This is a genomic window from Jilunia laotingensis (assembly GCF_014385165.1).
In the GTDB taxonomy this organism is placed as follows: domain Bacteria; phylum Bacteroidota; class Bacteroidia; order Bacteroidales; family Bacteroidaceae; genus Bacteroides; species Bacteroides laotingensis.
The window spans coordinates 3,879,504-3,893,809 of record NZ_JACRTF010000001.1; the positions used below are offsets into that span (position 1 = coordinate 3,879,504).

18 protein-coding genes are annotated in these 14,306 nt (G+C 37.9%); 13 read left to right on the top strand and 5 right to left on the bottom strand.

The features are described 5' to 3' along the window. Positions 1–6: 6 nt before the first annotated feature. From H8744_RS15170 to H8744_RS15210, 9 genes are all read left to right on the top strand, one after another. Positions 7–432 (top strand): hypothetical protein, encoded by a 426-nt coding sequence (locus H8744_RS15170; protein ID WP_262435641.1) that lies wholly within the window; start codon positions 7–9, stop codon positions 430–432. After that, the gene (locus tag H8744_RS15175) at positions 429–788 is read left to right on the top strand and encodes a hypothetical protein (RefSeq protein WP_262435642.1); all 360 of its coding nucleotides are present in this window, start codon (positions 429–431) and stop codon (positions 786–788) included. Before H8744_RS15170 ends, H8744_RS15175 begins: the two co-directional genes overlap by 4 nt. Further along, positions 785–1,132 carry a hypothetical protein gene (locus H8744_RS15180; protein WP_262435643.1) on the top strand — a complete coding sequence of 116 codons (348 nt, stop codon included), beginning with the start codon at positions 785–787 and terminating at the stop codon, positions 1,130–1,132. The genes H8744_RS15175 and H8744_RS15180 overlap by 4 nt, the downstream gene beginning before the upstream one ends. Next, on the top strand, positions 1,129–1,752 hold the full coding sequence (locus tag H8744_RS15185) for a hypothetical protein (protein ID WP_262435644.1): 624 nt from the start codon (positions 1,129–1,131) through the stop codon (positions 1,750–1,752). The genes H8744_RS15180 and H8744_RS15185 overlap by 4 nt, the downstream gene beginning before the upstream one ends. Then, positions 1,745–6,502: a phage tail tape measure protein gene (locus tag H8744_RS15190; RefSeq protein ID WP_262435645.1), complete on the top strand. Its 4,758-nt coding sequence runs from the start codon at positions 1,745–1,747 to the stop codon at positions 6,500–6,502. The genes H8744_RS15185 and H8744_RS15190 overlap by 8 nt, the downstream gene beginning before the upstream one ends. 1 nt (position 6,503) lies before the next feature. Beyond that, positions 6,504–6,920 (top strand): hypothetical protein, encoded by a 417-nt coding sequence (locus tag H8744_RS15195; RefSeq protein ID WP_262435646.1) that lies wholly within the window; start codon positions 6,504–6,506, stop codon positions 6,918–6,920. Continuing rightward, entirely contained in the window at positions 6,917–7,315 is a 399-nt protein-coding gene (locus H8744_RS15200) for a hypothetical protein (protein ID WP_262435647.1), read from the top strand. Before H8744_RS15195 ends, H8744_RS15200 begins: the two co-directional genes overlap by 4 nt. A 99-nt stretch (positions 7,316–7,414) precedes the next feature. After that, positions 7,415–7,597, top strand: coding sequence for a type II toxin-antitoxin system HicA family toxin (locus H8744_RS15205; RefSeq protein WP_262435648.1), 183 nt, complete (start codon positions 7,415–7,417; stop codon positions 7,595–7,597). Between the two features lie 95 nt (positions 7,598–7,692). Beyond that, complete coding sequence (locus tag H8744_RS15210; RefSeq protein WP_262435649.1) at positions 7,693–8,088, top strand: hypothetical protein; 396 nt, start codon at positions 7,693–7,695, stop codon at positions 8,086–8,088. An 81-nt stretch (positions 8,089–8,169) separates the two neighbouring features. On the opposite strand, the gene H8744_RS15215 is transcribed toward H8744_RS15210, so the two are convergent. The 4 genes from H8744_RS15215 to H8744_RS15230 all read right to left on the bottom strand — a co-directional run bounded on the left by H8744_RS15215 (position 8,170) and on the right by H8744_RS15230 (position 10,407). Continuing rightward, positions 8,170–8,508, bottom strand: coding sequence for a hypothetical protein (locus H8744_RS15215; RefSeq protein WP_262435650.1), 339 nt, complete (start codon positions 8,506–8,508; stop codon positions 8,170–8,172). A gap of 64 nt (positions 8,509–8,572) precedes the next feature. Next, positions 8,573–9,412 carry a hypothetical protein gene (locus H8744_RS15220; protein ID WP_262435651.1) on the bottom strand — a complete coding sequence of 280 codons (840 nt, stop codon included), beginning with the start codon at positions 9,410–9,412 and terminating at the stop codon, positions 8,573–8,575. A gap of 27 nt (positions 9,413–9,439) precedes the next feature. Further along, positions 9,440–10,081, bottom strand: coding sequence for a DUF8453 domain-containing protein (locus H8744_RS15225; RefSeq protein WP_262435652.1), 642 nt, complete (start codon positions 10,079–10,081; stop codon positions 9,440–9,442). A gap of 20 nt (positions 10,082–10,101) precedes the next feature. Continuing rightward, positions 10,102–10,407, bottom strand: a complete 306-nt coding sequence (locus tag H8744_RS15230) for a helix-turn-helix domain-containing protein (protein WP_262435653.1) — start codon at positions 10,405–10,407, stop codon at positions 10,102–10,104. Positions 10,408–10,771: 364 nt separating this feature from the next. On the opposite strand from H8744_RS15230, the gene H8744_RS15235 reads away from it, so the two are divergent. The 4 genes from H8744_RS15235 to H8744_RS15250 are packed head-to-tail and all read left to right on the top strand — an operon-like array spanning position 10,772 to position 12,154. Then, complete coding sequence (locus H8744_RS15235; RefSeq protein ID WP_262435654.1) at positions 10,772–11,101, top strand: SH3 beta-barrel fold-containing protein; 330 nt, start codon at positions 10,772–10,774, stop codon at positions 11,099–11,101. Positions 11,102–11,150: 49 nt separating this feature from the next. Beyond that, positions 11,151–11,414 carry a hypothetical protein gene (locus H8744_RS15240; RefSeq protein ID WP_262435655.1) on the top strand — a complete coding sequence of 88 codons (264 nt, stop codon included), beginning with the start codon at positions 11,151–11,153 and terminating at the stop codon, positions 11,412–11,414. A 6-nt stretch (positions 11,415–11,420) separates the two neighbouring features. After that, the gene (locus tag H8744_RS15245; protein WP_262435656.1) at positions 11,421–11,822 is read left to right on the top strand and encodes a hypothetical protein; all 402 of its coding nucleotides are present in this window, start codon (positions 11,421–11,423) and stop codon (positions 11,820–11,822) included. Next, complete coding sequence (locus tag H8744_RS15250) at positions 11,819–12,154, top strand: S24/S26 family peptidase (protein ID WP_262435657.1); 336 nt, start codon at positions 11,819–11,821, stop codon at positions 12,152–12,154. The genes H8744_RS15245 and H8744_RS15250 overlap by 4 nt, the downstream gene beginning before the upstream one ends. A gap of 258 nt (positions 12,155–12,412) precedes the next feature. Here the strand turns inward: H8744_RS15250 and H8744_RS15255 are convergent, their stop codons facing one another. Continuing rightward, on the bottom strand, positions 12,413–14,299 hold the full coding sequence (locus H8744_RS15255) for an Omp28-related outer membrane protein (RefSeq protein ID WP_262435658.1): 1,887 nt from the start codon (positions 14,297–14,299) through the stop codon (positions 12,413–12,415). Positions 14,300–14,306: the final 7 nt, after the last annotated feature.

Sequence of the window (14,306 nt, forward strand, 5' to 3'; positions counted from 1 at the left end):
TTGGATATGAGACTAACAATTATAGAACAAGATGGAATCAGGATTACTCAGGAGCAACCCGATAATGTCGTTATTGAAATGAACGGTTCTTCCATCACCTTGACGGAAGAGAATACGGAATTACTTCGGACTATGCTTTATGAGGCTTACCGCTCTAAACGCTGGAAGTGCAATCGTGCGGAGAAATCAGCAAAGAACAAAGCTCTTTGGGCACTCGCTAAATCACAAGGTGGAAATACGCAGAAAACGTATAAGCGATTGAAAAAAGAGACAGAAACAATAATTGGTGATATTGATTATTCAAACATCGAAATTGGCGAACTGGACTTCTCGAATGTTGGCATTGGCGATTTAAATATTGAGGATATTAAACTACCCGATATTGGAAACATTGAATTACCTGATTATAGCTTTAAAGACTTGGGATTATGAAAAATAGTATTTTGAGCCTACCGAATGAAACCATAGGTAGCGTTTTAAGAGAATTATATGCACCGTATGAAAAGAACTTGCGTAATATGTTCAATGATTCAAATACGGAATTTTCAATTACCCCAAAGCAGGTTGTTGAAGCGTTTCGTTCTCATGGATTGGAAGAATATGCAATTCAGTTCTATGTTGCTTTTTATGGCTTCTTTTTAGGCATTAGAAATAAAAAAGCCAGTGAAACGTACCAAGAAGTTAAAAGTCTGATTGCAGCTTATCGCATGGCCGATGAATTAGGAGTTAATGTTTCGGAGATTGATCCGGAAAAAGCATTAGAGTATTATAAAAACAAGAAATCATGAATCATAGAATAATCAGATTAGCAGGCAGAAGCTATGTAATATCAGGCTTCACTCCATCAACAGCAAAGAGAGTAATAACAACGCTCAGAGGATTAAACGTACAGGAATTGAAAGATATTCCTGATGCAGTCCCGGTTATGGCAAATGCCATTTCAATAGCTATTACGGGAAGTGGTATTTTAAGCCGATTTAAAGCGATATTCATTCGCAGGCAACTGATCAATCATGCGAAAGTAGAAAATCTGCTGGAGGCAACGGAAACGGTCATAGGGATGATCCCAGCCGATGAGTTTTACACAGTATCTTCAATTACCAACCAATTTAAAAAAGCAATCGTAAAATGAGTAACAATGCAGCGAAAGTAGTAGCAGATTCTTTGTTAAGAACGTACTACAAGGAAGTGAAGTTAGGTAAGTTCACATACAAAATTTACCAACCGACAATTAAAGACCTCTTAAATATTCTCGGTGATTCTCAGGTAAGTATCAATGAAGGTATGAAACGCATGGGATTGATAGCGCAAATGCCGGAACACATAGAAGAGTGTGCCCGTGCAATCTCTTATGCTGTTTCTGTTAATAAGCCGGAAGTTTATCGTAAGATGGCATATCAATATATCACCCATTACGCCACGATGGAACAGATAGTAAATGCTTTCGTTGTATTATCCGGTGTGATTAACGGGAAAGAACTGTTTGATAGCGTGAAAATGGATAAATTTCGCTCAAAGAATGGGACAGCAGAAACAATAGGTGCAAATTCAATCTTTGGTGCAATGGGTTCGTTAATGGATAGTCTACATTTGACATACAAAGAAGTGTTTGAAACGATTCCTTACCCTTGTCTATTGATGATGAACGCTGATAAGTTGCGAGTATTGGGGGCTGGAGAAGATAAATTGGTAGAAGTATCAACGGAGGAATTTTTCAGAATGAGAGCAGAAAGGAGGGGTAACAATGGCTGATTTATGGTTTAAGATTCGGGCTGATGTAACAGAACTTGATAAAGCCTACAAAAGGCTTGCTGAGATTGAAAAATTGGCTACTAATTTTAATGCAAAATTATCAAAATCAGAACCGGGCGGCAAAGCTTTTAAGGAGATTAGCAAACAACTTGCCTCATTAGAAAAGCAATACGAGCAGACTTTAAAGAAAATAGCTTCACTTGAAACTGCTAACCAAAACCATACTCAAAAAGAAACAGAGAACCAACGTATCATATCACAGGCTATAAAAGAGGCTGTTTCTTCTGAAAAATTGAAACAAGAAACTTCAAAAGCATCTATTCAAAACTCAAAAGCGCAAATAGAAGCTATAAAATTAGAGTTGGAGGAATTGAAGAAGAAGCGAGCATTTGATAATGATGCAAAGAAACGGGCTGTATCGGAAGAAGAAGTTACAAAAATCCTGAATACTCAGGTAAAATCTATCCGGCAGGCAGAAGAACAAAACAAACGTTTGCGTATAGCTGTGAAGAATGTAGTCGGAGAAGATAAGGAAGCCAATCAAATACGTGCTACTATGAATAACCGAATACAGAAAAACACAGAGTTCATAAAGCGCAATACAGATGCTTTTGTTCGTCAAAAAATGACAATCGAACAATATAAGCAGGAAATAAAACAGGCTTTTACTGAACTTCAAAAAGGCGGTAATACCATGAACAATGTGAAGTCCATAGCGAATGGGCTTTCCGGTGTGCTGAAAACAAAAGTATCTGGCGGATTATCCAGTGTAAGAGATGGCGTAAGCACTATGATAAAGGGTTTTGTCGGTGCGCAAGCTGTTATCAGTGGTTTTCAAAAGATGGTAGATGCCATAAAGTCTGGGGTTCATTCTATTGTTGATTTTGAAGCAGCAAATTCAAAGTTGGCAGCTATTTTAGGAGAAACGAAAACCAATATAAACGAATTGGTTTATGATGCTAAAAGGCTGGGTGCGACAACACGATATACTGCATCCGAAGCAACAGCCCTTCAAATCGAATTGGCTAAATTGGGATTTTCGAAAAAAGAAATATTGGATAGTACGGAATACGTTTTGAAATTTGCACAAGCTACAGGGGCAGAACTACCGGAAGCGGCAGCGTTAGCAGGTGCGTCTATTAGAATGTTTGGTGCTACAACACAAGAAACTGAAAAATATGTCGCTTCAATGGCTGTAGCTACAACGAAAAGTGCATTGTCTTTTTCTTACCTTCAAACTGCAATGCCTATAGTCGGTCCGGTTGCCAAAGCTTTTAATTTCACCATAGAAGACACTTTGGCTTTACTTGGAAAATTGGCTGATGCAGGGTTTGATGCTTCGATGTCTGCTACTGCAACAAGAAATATCATATTGAATTTAGCGGATGCCAACGGAAAGTTAGCTAAGGAGTTAGGCGGTAATGTAAAAACACTCCCTGAAATGGTTGAGGGATTAGTAAAGTTGAGAGATAAGGGAATAGATCTTGCCTCAACATTAGAACTAACTGATAAACGTAGTGTAGCAGCATTTAACGCTTTCCTTTCCGGTGCTGAGAAGATAAATACCCTACGAGATGCGGTTACCAACGTGGAAGGCGATTTAACCACTATGGCAAATACCATGACTGATAATGTACAAGGGGCTGTTTTGGGGCTTTCTTCTGCATGGGAGGCGTTTATGCTTTCATTTATGAACTCAACCGGACCGGCTAAAGAGGTAATAGATTTCTTTGCAAGGGGGTTGCGGAATATTGCCAAAGAGTTGGCTTCACCAGATGAACGCCAAAGTATGCAGAACTCTGAATCAATCAGCTTGCAAAAACAGCAGATGCAAGAATTTGGAGTTATTGACGAAAATCTGAAAAGATTACGGGCACTTTATGATGAAAAAATAGCTACTGGAATGGATGCAAATCAGGCAGAGATAGAAGCCAAAGAAGAATATCTCCAGTCTTACCGGAAAGAGTTAGAAAAAGAAAATAAGCTCTATGAAGATTTGCAAAAAGAGAAACAGGCAACACAGGACAAATATCAGAACGCTTCATTCTGGAAACAAGCATTATTCTTAGAGAAGACAAATCACCAATACGAAAAACAGATTGATTTGCAAGTTAGTGGTATGGCTCAGTTAAAAGGGAGCATGTTTAAAAATGAATCTGTAATTGATGCGGTTCAAAACACACAACTTGCACCCCAAAAAACAAAAACGTACACTGTTAAGCCGGAATTTAAAGTTTCTGATTACGTAGATGCGTATCAGCACGTCAAAGAAATACAGAAGGCGGCTCAATCAATAAAAGATGCTGTTATAAAATCAGAAATAGACATTCAGCAACAACAAATAGATTTAGACGAAGAAGGTTCTAAAAAGCAACTGGCACAAATCCGCCTCAACTATGATAAACGCTATCAGGAGATTCTAAAGGAAGAACGGGACTTGCTTCAAAAGCTACAGGATGAGGAGCGCAAGCAATGGGAAAAAGAAAATCCAGACTTCAAAAAGAAAAACATACAGTTTACCACTTCGATAACTTCCTTGTCACCCGAAGACAGGGCGCGATTTGGCAAGGAATATTCCCTAGCTTATCAAAAACAGGAAAAGGACACTCAATCACTGCTTAACAACCTTCTTGCTAAATACCGTGACTATGACGCACAAAGAACGGAGATAGAACGGTTGGGAAATGCGGACATAGTAGCTTTACAGGCACAACGTACCGATGCCAATGCGAAAGAAATAGACCGGGCCATAAAGGTAGCTCAGGACAAAATCAAAGAAGGTATTCAACAAATCAACAATACACAAGCGGAAGCGGCTACCAAAGATAATGATTTCTTTAAATTGCTATTCGGTGATGTTTCCTCTATGTCTTTCGGTGCGTTGCAAAACCTAATATCACAAGCTAAACAATTACGTGAATATCTTTCCGGTAATGGTGATGGAAAAGGGATAACTTTCATTTCCCCTGAACAGTTGAAAACTATTGAGAAAAGCCCGGCAGAACTTGATAAATTAAAGAAAGCACTCGATAAATTATTGGGGACAAACAAAGAAGGCAGTAATAACAAATGGGAAGGTATTTTTAAAACATTCAAAAAAGGTTTCGCAGATCTCAAAGGCGCAAAAGGTTTTAAAGAGATAGCCGGTGCAATCGGTACAATAAGCGGTGCTTCATCTGAGGCGGCAGGTGAACTATCTAAAATGTTCGATGAGATGGGAAACACAGCGGTTGCAGACGCTTTGAGTGGTATGCAACAGGTTATGAGTGCTGTTTCCAATATCGGGGAAGGGTTTGCAAAAGGTGATTTAGTCGGTGGTATTGCGGCAGCGGTAGGTGAAGCTGCTAATTTTATCGGGCAGGCTTTTGCCGCCAATGCTCGACACAAAGCCGCACTGAAAGAGATTATGAACGAAGCCATAGCCCAACAAAGAGAGTACAATATTCTTTTGATGCAGCAGAACTTAGAATATGAGAAAGCTACTACTATTTTCGGTACTGATGCCTACGGAAAGGCAGCGAATGCCGTAAAGGTTATGAAAGAAGCCGTAGAGGATTTGAAAGAAGAATTAGCCGGAACAACAGAACAGAAGAAATCGCAGTCTAAAGATGCTTTGTTTAAAAAAATCTTCGGTGTTTCCAATCCACAAGCGGAACTCAAAAAGGCTTATGCCGGACTTGCCAACATTGAAATAAAGACCGGGCACAAGAAGACCGGGTTATTTGGTTGGGGCAAAGGGAAAGATATTTATTCCTCTATACTTGATGTGTACCCTCAGTTGGTGGATGCTAACGGGAAGTTTGATAAGAGTTTGGCAGAAACAATCATCAACACCCGTACAATGTCCGATGAAAGTAAAGCCGCCCTACAAAACATGATAGATTTGGCACAACAAGCGGAAGATGCCTATAATGAACTCAACGATTACTTTACTGATATTTTCGGGGAATTGGGTAGTTCAATGTCGGATGCGCTTGTAGATGCTTTCAAAAATGGGACAGATGCGGCACAAGCCTTTACAGATTCCGTTTCCGATATGCTGGAAACACTGGCTAAGCAGATGGTTTACTCCGTTACACTCGCTCCTTTGATGGAAAAGGCTCAAAGTCAAATGATAGAAGTAATGCAGAACACCGGGTTATCAGATGAACAGAAGTTCAACAAGTGGACGGAGGTTCTTAATAACCTTGTAGACGATGCAGTAAACCAACAGGGGTTAGCTAACCGTTTGTTGGAGGAATACCAGCAGGCGGCTAAAGACAAAGGTTTTGATATATTTGGTTCTGATAGTTCAACGTCCCAATCATCAACAAAGAAAGGGTTTGCAACCTCTTCACAAGATTCTATTGATGAACTGAACGGAAGGTTTACGGCCGGGCAAATCGCATGGGAGGAAACGAAAAATCAGGCAATAGAACAGACCGCCTTACTATCTTCCATCAATGAAAAGATGTCAGCAGTTTGCATAACGCCAAACGTGCCCGAACCGCAATTTAATCTTATAAACACTCTGGCCGTTGATAAGACAAGCAATCCGACAATAGATTTAAGTGGTGTTGTAACTAAATTAGAAGGGGTAATAACCAGCGTTACTACTTTGGGAGGCATTGTGAATGAAATGAGAAATACTCAGGCTGCAGGATGGGGAGATATTAGTGAAATGACTGATAATGTCGGTAAAATAGCCAAAGCCAACCCGGAAGTAGTGAGTTCTTTGAAAGAAATAAAAGATAATTCTAAAAAATGGTAGGATGAAAAACGAATTAATAATTAACGGAAAGGATGCCTTTGAAACATGGGGTGTCAATATGGGAGACGGGTTTCTTGAAAGTTTGTATTCACCCGCTCCGATGAAAGGGGTAATTGAAAATAAATCCCGTTTGGAACATGGCAAGCGTGTCATATTCAATAATCCGAAAAAAGATGAAAGAGAATTAACGCTTGTATTTATCCTGATGGGAGATAGTCAAAAAGACTACATAGATAAATATAAAGCGTTTATTACTGAGATTTCAGCAGGAGATATAGCTATTAAAGTTCCTGCTTTGGGTGAAGAAGTTTACCATGTCTATTATTTACGCTCTACCACTTTCGCTTGGAATATTGATCGTACTTTTTCAAAGATAGCCTTGAAAGTATGCGAGCCGAACCCGTTCAATAGAACATGAACATAGAAGCTAAATTAACCGGACTGGATGAGTTGAAAGGGCTTATTCAGTCCAATGTAAAAGATGCCATAGTAGAAGCTGGAGAAGAAGCGGTACAGGTGCAAAAAAGAGAATCTGATTATTTGAACCACACTTTCAATTTGCGCAACGCTCCGGGCTATGCTGTTACCATTGATGGCAAGGAAGTTGCCCGTAATGTCCCGGCTGATGGTGAGCATGGAGAAGCTGAGGCAAAGACTAACAAGACGCTGGATAAAGCCGAAAAGTCCGGCACAGGTCTTATTATAGCCGATGGCATGTCTTATGCGAGTTTCGTTTCAAGCAAGGGTTATGATGTACTTGATTCCGGGCTACTTCATGCAGATAAGGTACTGAATCAAAAGACAGGGAAATAACTTTTTTCATGAATATAGCAAAATAGTTATGTTTTTATTTGGTAGTTTATAGCAAAAACGCTATATTTGTATCGTCTTAAACAAACGGTCTTTTAAATTATGAAGTACAATCAGTTTTTTGCGGAACTTACCGCAGCAGGTTGTTACGTTCTCAGGCATGGGGCTGAACATGATATTTGGTACAGTCCTAAAACGGGAAACAAGTTTGCTTTGTCAAGGCATGGCAAACAAGAAGTACCGAAAGGCATGGAACGTAAAGCAAGAAAGGTTCTGGGGGTGTAATACCCCCTACCTTTTCACTTCTTTACTGAAAGACTGTAAATGTTGAGGCAATGGGGTACGGTATATTGCCGTACTCCTATTTTAAAGCAATGGATATGAAAGTAACTGTTATCATGGAAAAGGCAAGCGATGGGTATTACTCATGCTTTGTTGAGGAAGATTTACCCAGTTTTGGTTTGGCTGGATATGGCGATACGGCAGAAGCCGCCAAAGAGGATATGATGAAAGCGTATGAAGAAATAAAGGAAATGCAGAAAGCAGAAGGTAAGGAAGTGCCGAAGTTGGAGTTTACTTACAAATACGATATGCAATCTTTCTTCAACTATTTCTCATTCCTAAATGTTACTAAGGTGGCAGAGTTGGCAGGTATTAACGCTTCATTGATGCGGCAATACACTTCCGGTGTGACAGCAGCCGGGCAAAAGCAATACGATAAGATACGGGTAGCGGTGGAGAAAATTTCAAAGGAGCTTTCCGCAGCTACTTTCTAAAGATAGTGTACCGCTGTGAAGCGAGACCGGTTTAAGACAAAGAAAAGCCCGTTCCGGTGATTATTGGGACGGGCTTTATAATTATTTCATTTTTAGGATTCGATTTACCGGATTGATAACAGTATCTTTTTTATTCCGGTTCTCATATTCCAATTTCATTTTCTCAAAGTCAAAATCACTCATTAAGCCTTTATCATGCAATTCCGCAGCATCTTTCATCTTTTGTATTAGGGTGGCTTCTAATTGCTGTTTTCTGTATTCTATATCGGATAGCTTTTCACAGCATAGCACCCAGATAAGACCTATTAGAGGGCTAAGTATCAAAGAGCATAACAATGAGTAAAAAAAGCCACAAGTACGCTTTCCACCTTCCGAAGCAACACCGATAGAAAAGATGATCCATAAGAAAAAATATATCATAGTATTTGATTTTGATGTTTATTACTAATGCACAAACGTACTTACAAATATTCAAAATACAAAATTAAGTTGTATAAAGATACTCTTCGCATCCTGCCTCTTTGATTAAATCAATCCATTTTCGGTCTTTAGTCCAATATTTATCTCCCCTTCTCACATAAGCTAATATAAACAAGTCATTTAGGTCATTTTCCTTCCAAACTGTTGAACCTGTTTCTAACTTCTTATAAAACAAATCCATGACACAAACTAGTAGCTCATAGTTCCGGAAAGGTAGTTTCTTTAAATTATATTTGCCATTTGTTGCCTGTTTCGCAAGAAAATTAAGATAGTCTATAATAATTGGTAAAGAATATGCTTTCCTATGTTTTCCTTTATTCTTAATTTTAGATTTGCATCTCAAAGCAAGTTCATCCATTGATTCCTTAATATCTTTTAATCCTTGTTTCTCATCTAAGATATATTTGTGAAAGTCGTTTTTTTTGTCATTTGCAATTATTGCTCCTTTTGCAATACGTGAGGAATCCTTTAATAAACTACAAATTTCTTGTATAGTATTAGGCTTGAACTTCTTTTTATTACATGACTTTATTAAGTAGCGTAAAGGCTGTTCAAAAATCATATTCTTTTGTGCTTCAAGCATTTTTCTACAAGCATTACGCACTTTTAAAGGATTGCTTATTAATCGACCTGTATGGCAAAGTTCCCATAATGTTACATAAGTTGGAGCTAATTGCTTTTTCAGTTCCCCAAATAAATATTCGTTATCTCCCAAATAATACCAAATATTAGTATCTGCAACTATTCTTGGTACAAAAGATGCTTTGCGTTTCTTTTTTCTTCTTCGATGCAACTCCTTTTTATGGCGTGTCCATTCTTTATGGTTTTCTCTGATTCTTTTCATAAAAGCTCATTATTATTTACGAGATGTTCATGATTTTAGATTATCATTTACAGATAACAAAGTTTTAGATAATTCTTTAACTTGTTTACCAATCTCATTAAGTCCCTTTTCTGTTTGAGAGTAAACGATGATAGAACCAACAAAATCATCTATCGAAAAGCATTCATTAATTTTTTCATGTTCATTATAACCACCCTTTATGATAATATGCTCTTTAAGTATAATATTTAGATTCTTATTGACATCATTATGCGAATAAGTACCATTATGTGTGGTTATTGTTCCATCTTTATCACTCCGAATAGGCGAAATAGCATAGTATAAACTTCTACCAGGTTGTAATACCATTTTCTTTTCAGATAACCCTTTTAGCTGATCGGCAAAGTCGGCTATTAACATTTTATTTATAAATTCATCATCAATATTAATATGTACATCGTATGCAGTTCTATTTCCTGCATTCTCTATTTTTAGCATAAATAACCCGCTATCAGATATAATACTAAATGCTAAATGTGCTTTATTGGTTTCCTCCCATTGCTTTTGTACCTCTTTCATCTGTTTACGAGTGTAGATAATTGTAACAAATGTAGCAATTGTCATAAGTAAAGTTGCTATTGCGCTAACTGCAGTCCAATCTACAGATCCACCTAAATCAAAACAAATCATATTGCTCTTTCTTTTATTTATTATAATACTATTTCTCCTCTCTCTATCCTCTCCAGCAACCGAGATAAGTCCGGAACACTATTGATATTATAGTTTGTAGCTCCTATACGGATCACTCCAATAATGCCACCAGATGAAGAAGGGGTAAATAGTTCTGTAATATCAACCTCTAAAGCGTTGGCTATCTTTTCGAGTGTTTCAAGAGATGGAGTAGATTTACCATTAACGATATTACTCATGTTGGCTCTTGTTATTCCAACAGTTTCGGCAAGAGAAGATACTTTAACTTCCTTGCTTTCTAAAATTTCTCTAATTCTTAGTTCCATAATTGCGTATCGTTTAATAATACGGCAAATATAGTACTTTGTATCGTGTAAAAGCAATAAAATACGTTAAAACGTATCGTATTACAGAAAATAACATGATTATCTCTTGTGTATATTATTGTAATACGATACATTTGCAGTATAATAATTATCGCAGTTCGATACACTAATATTAATAACTATGACAAGAGAAGATTTAAACCAGATGTGCAGAGAGTACCAACAGGTATTATCAATGAGTGAAGCAGAAGTATTTGCTATGTACGAAGAGAGCAAAGTTGAGTGTATTTCTTCTTTCGAGGCTGAGATTAATTATTGGGAAGATTATTTCGGATATAAGTATTAACACATAAAATCTATGATTATGGCAACAAATTTCAAAAAACAAATGAGTGAGTTAATGAAGCAAAGCTGGATGCTTGTTAAGGTGTATGGCTTTTCTATGGCTGAGGCGATGAAGCAAAGCTGGCAAGTTCTCAAACTGAAAGCTGCTTTGAAGAAAGGTGTAGTAAAGTTCTTCTACCAAAAGCTAAACGGTGAAGTACGTTGCGCATGGGGTACTTTGAAAGAGGGTCTGATACCCGAAACAAAGGGCACAGAGCGTAAAAAGAATGAGAGCCTTATAACTTACTATGATAATGAGAAAGCCTCTTACAGGTCATTTAAAGTAGCAAATTTAATCAAAGTAGGATAATTAACCCGGTGGGGTAACTTCAAATTGCCCCACCACAAAGATATAAGCAATGTATTTTCCATTAGAGATTAACGAACAGTTGGCAAGTGCCATGAGAGCAGCAGCCGAATTTAAAGTAGAAGTAGAGAAGATTATCGAGTGCGTCTGTATTGATGAAGATAACATAACCGTTGACGATAAAAACGACTACGAGAACATGAGCGATACTATTTATGAAATGATGCTTCGTATAGGTCGTACAATGGGTAACATGATTACAGAAATAGCCCTTGACGAAGTGAGAAAGCTAAATCCAAACAATAGCCAAAACTAAACAACTATGGAAACAATTCTTATTGATGAGAAAGAGATTAAAGAGAAGTTTGTAGAGAAAGCCCATGAGATAAACAAACTCCTTGCCGGTTCTCTAGATGCAAAAATGATTGAATACGGCTTAAATCCTTATAACTATGTAGGGGGCTTATCAGGTACAATAAGCAGCAATGATTTGTCTTTAGAGGATAATATAAACAATCTATTTGCGGTTTTCACTTCTAACTATGCAGAAAGCATTTTCTTCCAGTGTGAGAACATAAAACAAATGAATACATTGAACTTGATTCAAGACTATTTAAGACTAAAAGGGTTGGAGGATGATTTTCTAAAGTTCAGAGACGCAAATAGAACTAAGATGCCAACAAATAGTAATAAGTTGACAACCGCTTTATCCAAAGAAAAATGAAAACCAATTTGTTAGCCTTTAAAGTTACAGGCGATAGCATGGATGACGGCACAAGATCCAGCTTTGAACCCGGAGATAAGTTAATAGTTCAACCTTTTAGTATTGGTGATTTCAGAAACAGCATAGGCAATGATTTGAATAGCTTTTGGGTGATTGAAATGAAGAAAGGTGTCTTGGTACGGCAAATCGTTGAATATGCCAATGATACGATAAAATGCCATCCTCTAAACAGTTCCGAACAATATACAGATACTTTTATTGAGATCGAGAATATAGTTAAGATGTATAGAGTTATGCAATTACAACGCAAGCCAATACGCTACGGAGAATGAAAGCACTTTATTATCTTTCTGCTGGTAGTAGGTATTATCCTGCTACTGGCGACCAATAGCGAATTGTATTTGAATAATATAACCGGGCTGGCAATGATGTATGTTGCTTGCCGTAAAAAAACAGGATTCAAGTATAATACCTGAATCCTGAAGTTTTCTATTTACACAAAATTGTGGATAGTGCCTTTATTTTACTGTCCAACTTTGGGGGTGCAGTTCACTTTTGCTCCCCCTTCAATCATTTTAAAATAGTTGCTTTTAATCTACGGCAACTTTACGTATTGCTATTTCATTCCCGGAAACTATTTTTACAAAATATATTCCTGTAGGTAAATTACATACATTGGTTTCTATTCCATTCAAAGTAAACACATGCAGTTCATCATAAGTGTTATCGACATAAATACATCCATCGTTGGAATAAACTTTCCACTTGGGCACTTCCGTATGCTTAACGCCCACAGCATTATAATCCTTTACCTTTATTTTATTAGCATTGACTATTTCACCCGTACTATTATCTAACAGAAGGGCTACAACTTCCAATTTATCCTTGTCAAGCACATTTGCATTTTTGAAAGCCGTCTTATCAATTTCATAAGAAAATTTATAAGATTCTCCTTTCTCAACAGTGGAAGGAATACTGTTAAGATTCCCCATGAAAGACTTGTAAATACCGCGTGCCACATGTTCGTATACCATTTTTTCTGCCGGGACATGGTAAGGAAGATCTTCAAAACCTCCCATTTCCAAACCGGCCGCTGAGCCTCCCCATTCTTTGGAATAAGCATTCAACTGTTCGTATGCCTTGCCTGTTCCTTTCACACTATCTTCCAAAAGAACAAGAGCGACACGGTACGATGCGCCATCCTGGGAAAAACCGAAAGTAGTAGTAGTCACAATGGAAATGGCATTTTTGCTGGCATCCGTAAACTTCGCTTCAACTTCTATGCCCATATCTACCGGAACATTCTCTTTCTTGTAAGCCTCTTCCAAGTTCTCAAATCCCGGATCTATCACTAAATCGCTTTTACGATTCACTACGGCACTAGGCAAACCTTCAAAGAATTTAGAATGCAAAGCAGAATAAGAACTGGCTTCCATGACGTCATTTTTGTGAGACACGATTCCGATGAAGGTGTCGGGATAACGTTTTCTCATTTCTCTCATGCCGACTATACCTCGTACGCAATACTGGCACCAGGTTCCTGATCCTTCTTCAACCACGACCTTCCGAGGGAATAAATATTCTTTGCAATGTACTATGGATTCAAAATCAGAATTATAACTATTAGCAATGCCGTTTACTTTAGGAATATAAATATTGAGATTATACTCTTCTGCCTTGTCCAAAGCTGGTACATTTATTTCAAAAGTATCTCTCTGATTAGTTGCCAAAGAAACGTTTTGAACCTTCTGCGCTATCACCGGTTGATCACCAACCCAATAATTTATCTCATATTCATTAACCACAGATGTAGCCAGATTCTCCACAACCCCGGAAATTACAAAATCTTTGTTGACTTGAGTATAAATATCATCGATCGTTACAATAGCCATGGCACTTGCCGGCATGTTCTCACCATTTATCACAATCTCCAAACACAATGCATTCCAGCCGTTAACTCTTGCATAATCGCTCCAGCTACCATCCGGATTCTGCAAAAACAAACCATTTTCCACATGATTATCAGACAAGGCAATCTGATCGGTTCCTAGCGATTTATGCCCAATGTACAAATCCCCTTTCTCTATTGTATAATCCATATCAACTTCATTCCAGCCGATGTTGGCAGTCCCTACCATTTTCTCAGCTACATTCTCTCCATACAGATCTTTTTTTATGAAGACGGACGTTTGTTTGGTGTTTGAAAATAGCCCAAAGCGGATAGCCTTGATCTGATTACCTATATACGGCTCCAGCATTTGGCTCGGAATACAAATAGCCGCAGCAATCTCAGCTTCACCGCCTAAACCCACTTGCATTGCAAGCACATCATTACAATACCCTAATACGACACCACCTCTTTTCGATGTAGACACCACACTTTGATTTACTTGTCCCGATACGGCTCTAAATGGTTGTGCGCAAATACCCCCATTCAACAGAAAACATAAAAAAACTATTAAAATATTTCTTTTCATAATATAC

What these genes read in the sequence shown, in the direction of transcription:
- H8744_RS15180 (WP_262435643.1), top strand. Translation starts at nt 785, where the DNA reads ATGAATCATAGAATAATCAGATTAGCAGGCAGAAGCTATGTAATATCA.
- H8744_RS15170 (WP_262435641.1), top strand. Translation starts at nt 7, where the DNA reads ATGAGACTAACAATTATAGAACAAGATGGAATCAGGATTACTCAGGAG.
- H8744_RS15250 (WP_262435657.1), top strand. Translation starts at nt 11,819, where the DNA reads ATGAAAACCAATTTGTTAGCCTTTAAAGTTACAGGCGATAGCATGGAT.
- H8744_RS15215 (WP_262435650.1), bottom strand. Translation starts at nt 8,508, where the DNA reads ATGATATATTTTTTCTTATGGATCATCTTTTCTATCGGTGTTGCTTCG.
- H8744_RS15245 (WP_262435656.1), top strand. Translation starts at nt 11,421, where the DNA reads ATGGAAACAATTCTTATTGATGAGAAAGAGATTAAAGAGAAGTTTGTA.
- H8744_RS15195 (WP_262435646.1), top strand. Translation starts at nt 6,504, where the DNA reads ATGAAAAACGAATTAATAATTAACGGAAAGGATGCCTTTGAAACATGG.
- H8744_RS15175 (WP_262435642.1), top strand. Translation starts at nt 429, where the DNA reads ATGAAAAATAGTATTTTGAGCCTACCGAATGAAACCATAGGTAGCGTT.
- H8744_RS15230 (WP_262435653.1), bottom strand. Translation starts at nt 10,407, where the DNA reads ATGGAACTAAGAATTAGAGAAATTTTAGAAAGCAAGGAAGTTAAAGTA.
- H8744_RS15220 (WP_262435651.1), bottom strand. Translation starts at nt 9,412, where the DNA reads ATGAAAAGAATCAGAGAAAACCATAAAGAATGGACACGCCATAAAAAG.
- H8744_RS15190 (WP_262435645.1), top strand. Translation starts at nt 1,745, where the DNA reads ATGGCTGATTTATGGTTTAAGATTCGGGCTGATGTAACAGAACTTGAT.
- H8744_RS15255 (WP_262435658.1), bottom strand. Translation starts at nt 14,299, where the DNA reads ATGAAAAGAAATATTTTAATAGTTTTTTTATGTTTTCTGTTGAATGGG.
- H8744_RS15205 (WP_262435648.1), top strand. Translation starts at nt 7,415, where the DNA reads ATGAAGTACAATCAGTTTTTTGCGGAACTTACCGCAGCAGGTTGTTAC.
- H8744_RS15235 (WP_262435654.1), top strand. Translation starts at nt 10,772, where the DNA reads ATGGCAACAAATTTCAAAAAACAAATGAGTGAGTTAATGAAGCAAAGC.
- H8744_RS15210 (WP_262435649.1), top strand. Translation starts at nt 7,693, where the DNA reads ATGAAAGTAACTGTTATCATGGAAAAGGCAAGCGATGGGTATTACTCA.
- H8744_RS15185 (WP_262435644.1), top strand. Translation starts at nt 1,129, where the DNA reads ATGAGTAACAATGCAGCGAAAGTAGTAGCAGATTCTTTGTTAAGAACG.
- H8744_RS15240 (WP_262435655.1), top strand. Translation starts at nt 11,151, where the DNA reads ATGTATTTTCCATTAGAGATTAACGAACAGTTGGCAAGTGCCATGAGA.
- H8744_RS15225 (WP_262435652.1), bottom strand. Translation starts at nt 10,081, where the DNA reads ATGATTTGTTTTGATTTAGGTGGATCTGTAGATTGGACTGCAGTTAGC.
- H8744_RS15200 (WP_262435647.1), top strand. Translation starts at nt 6,917, where the DNA reads ATGAACATAGAAGCTAAATTAACCGGACTGGATGAGTTGAAAGGGCTT.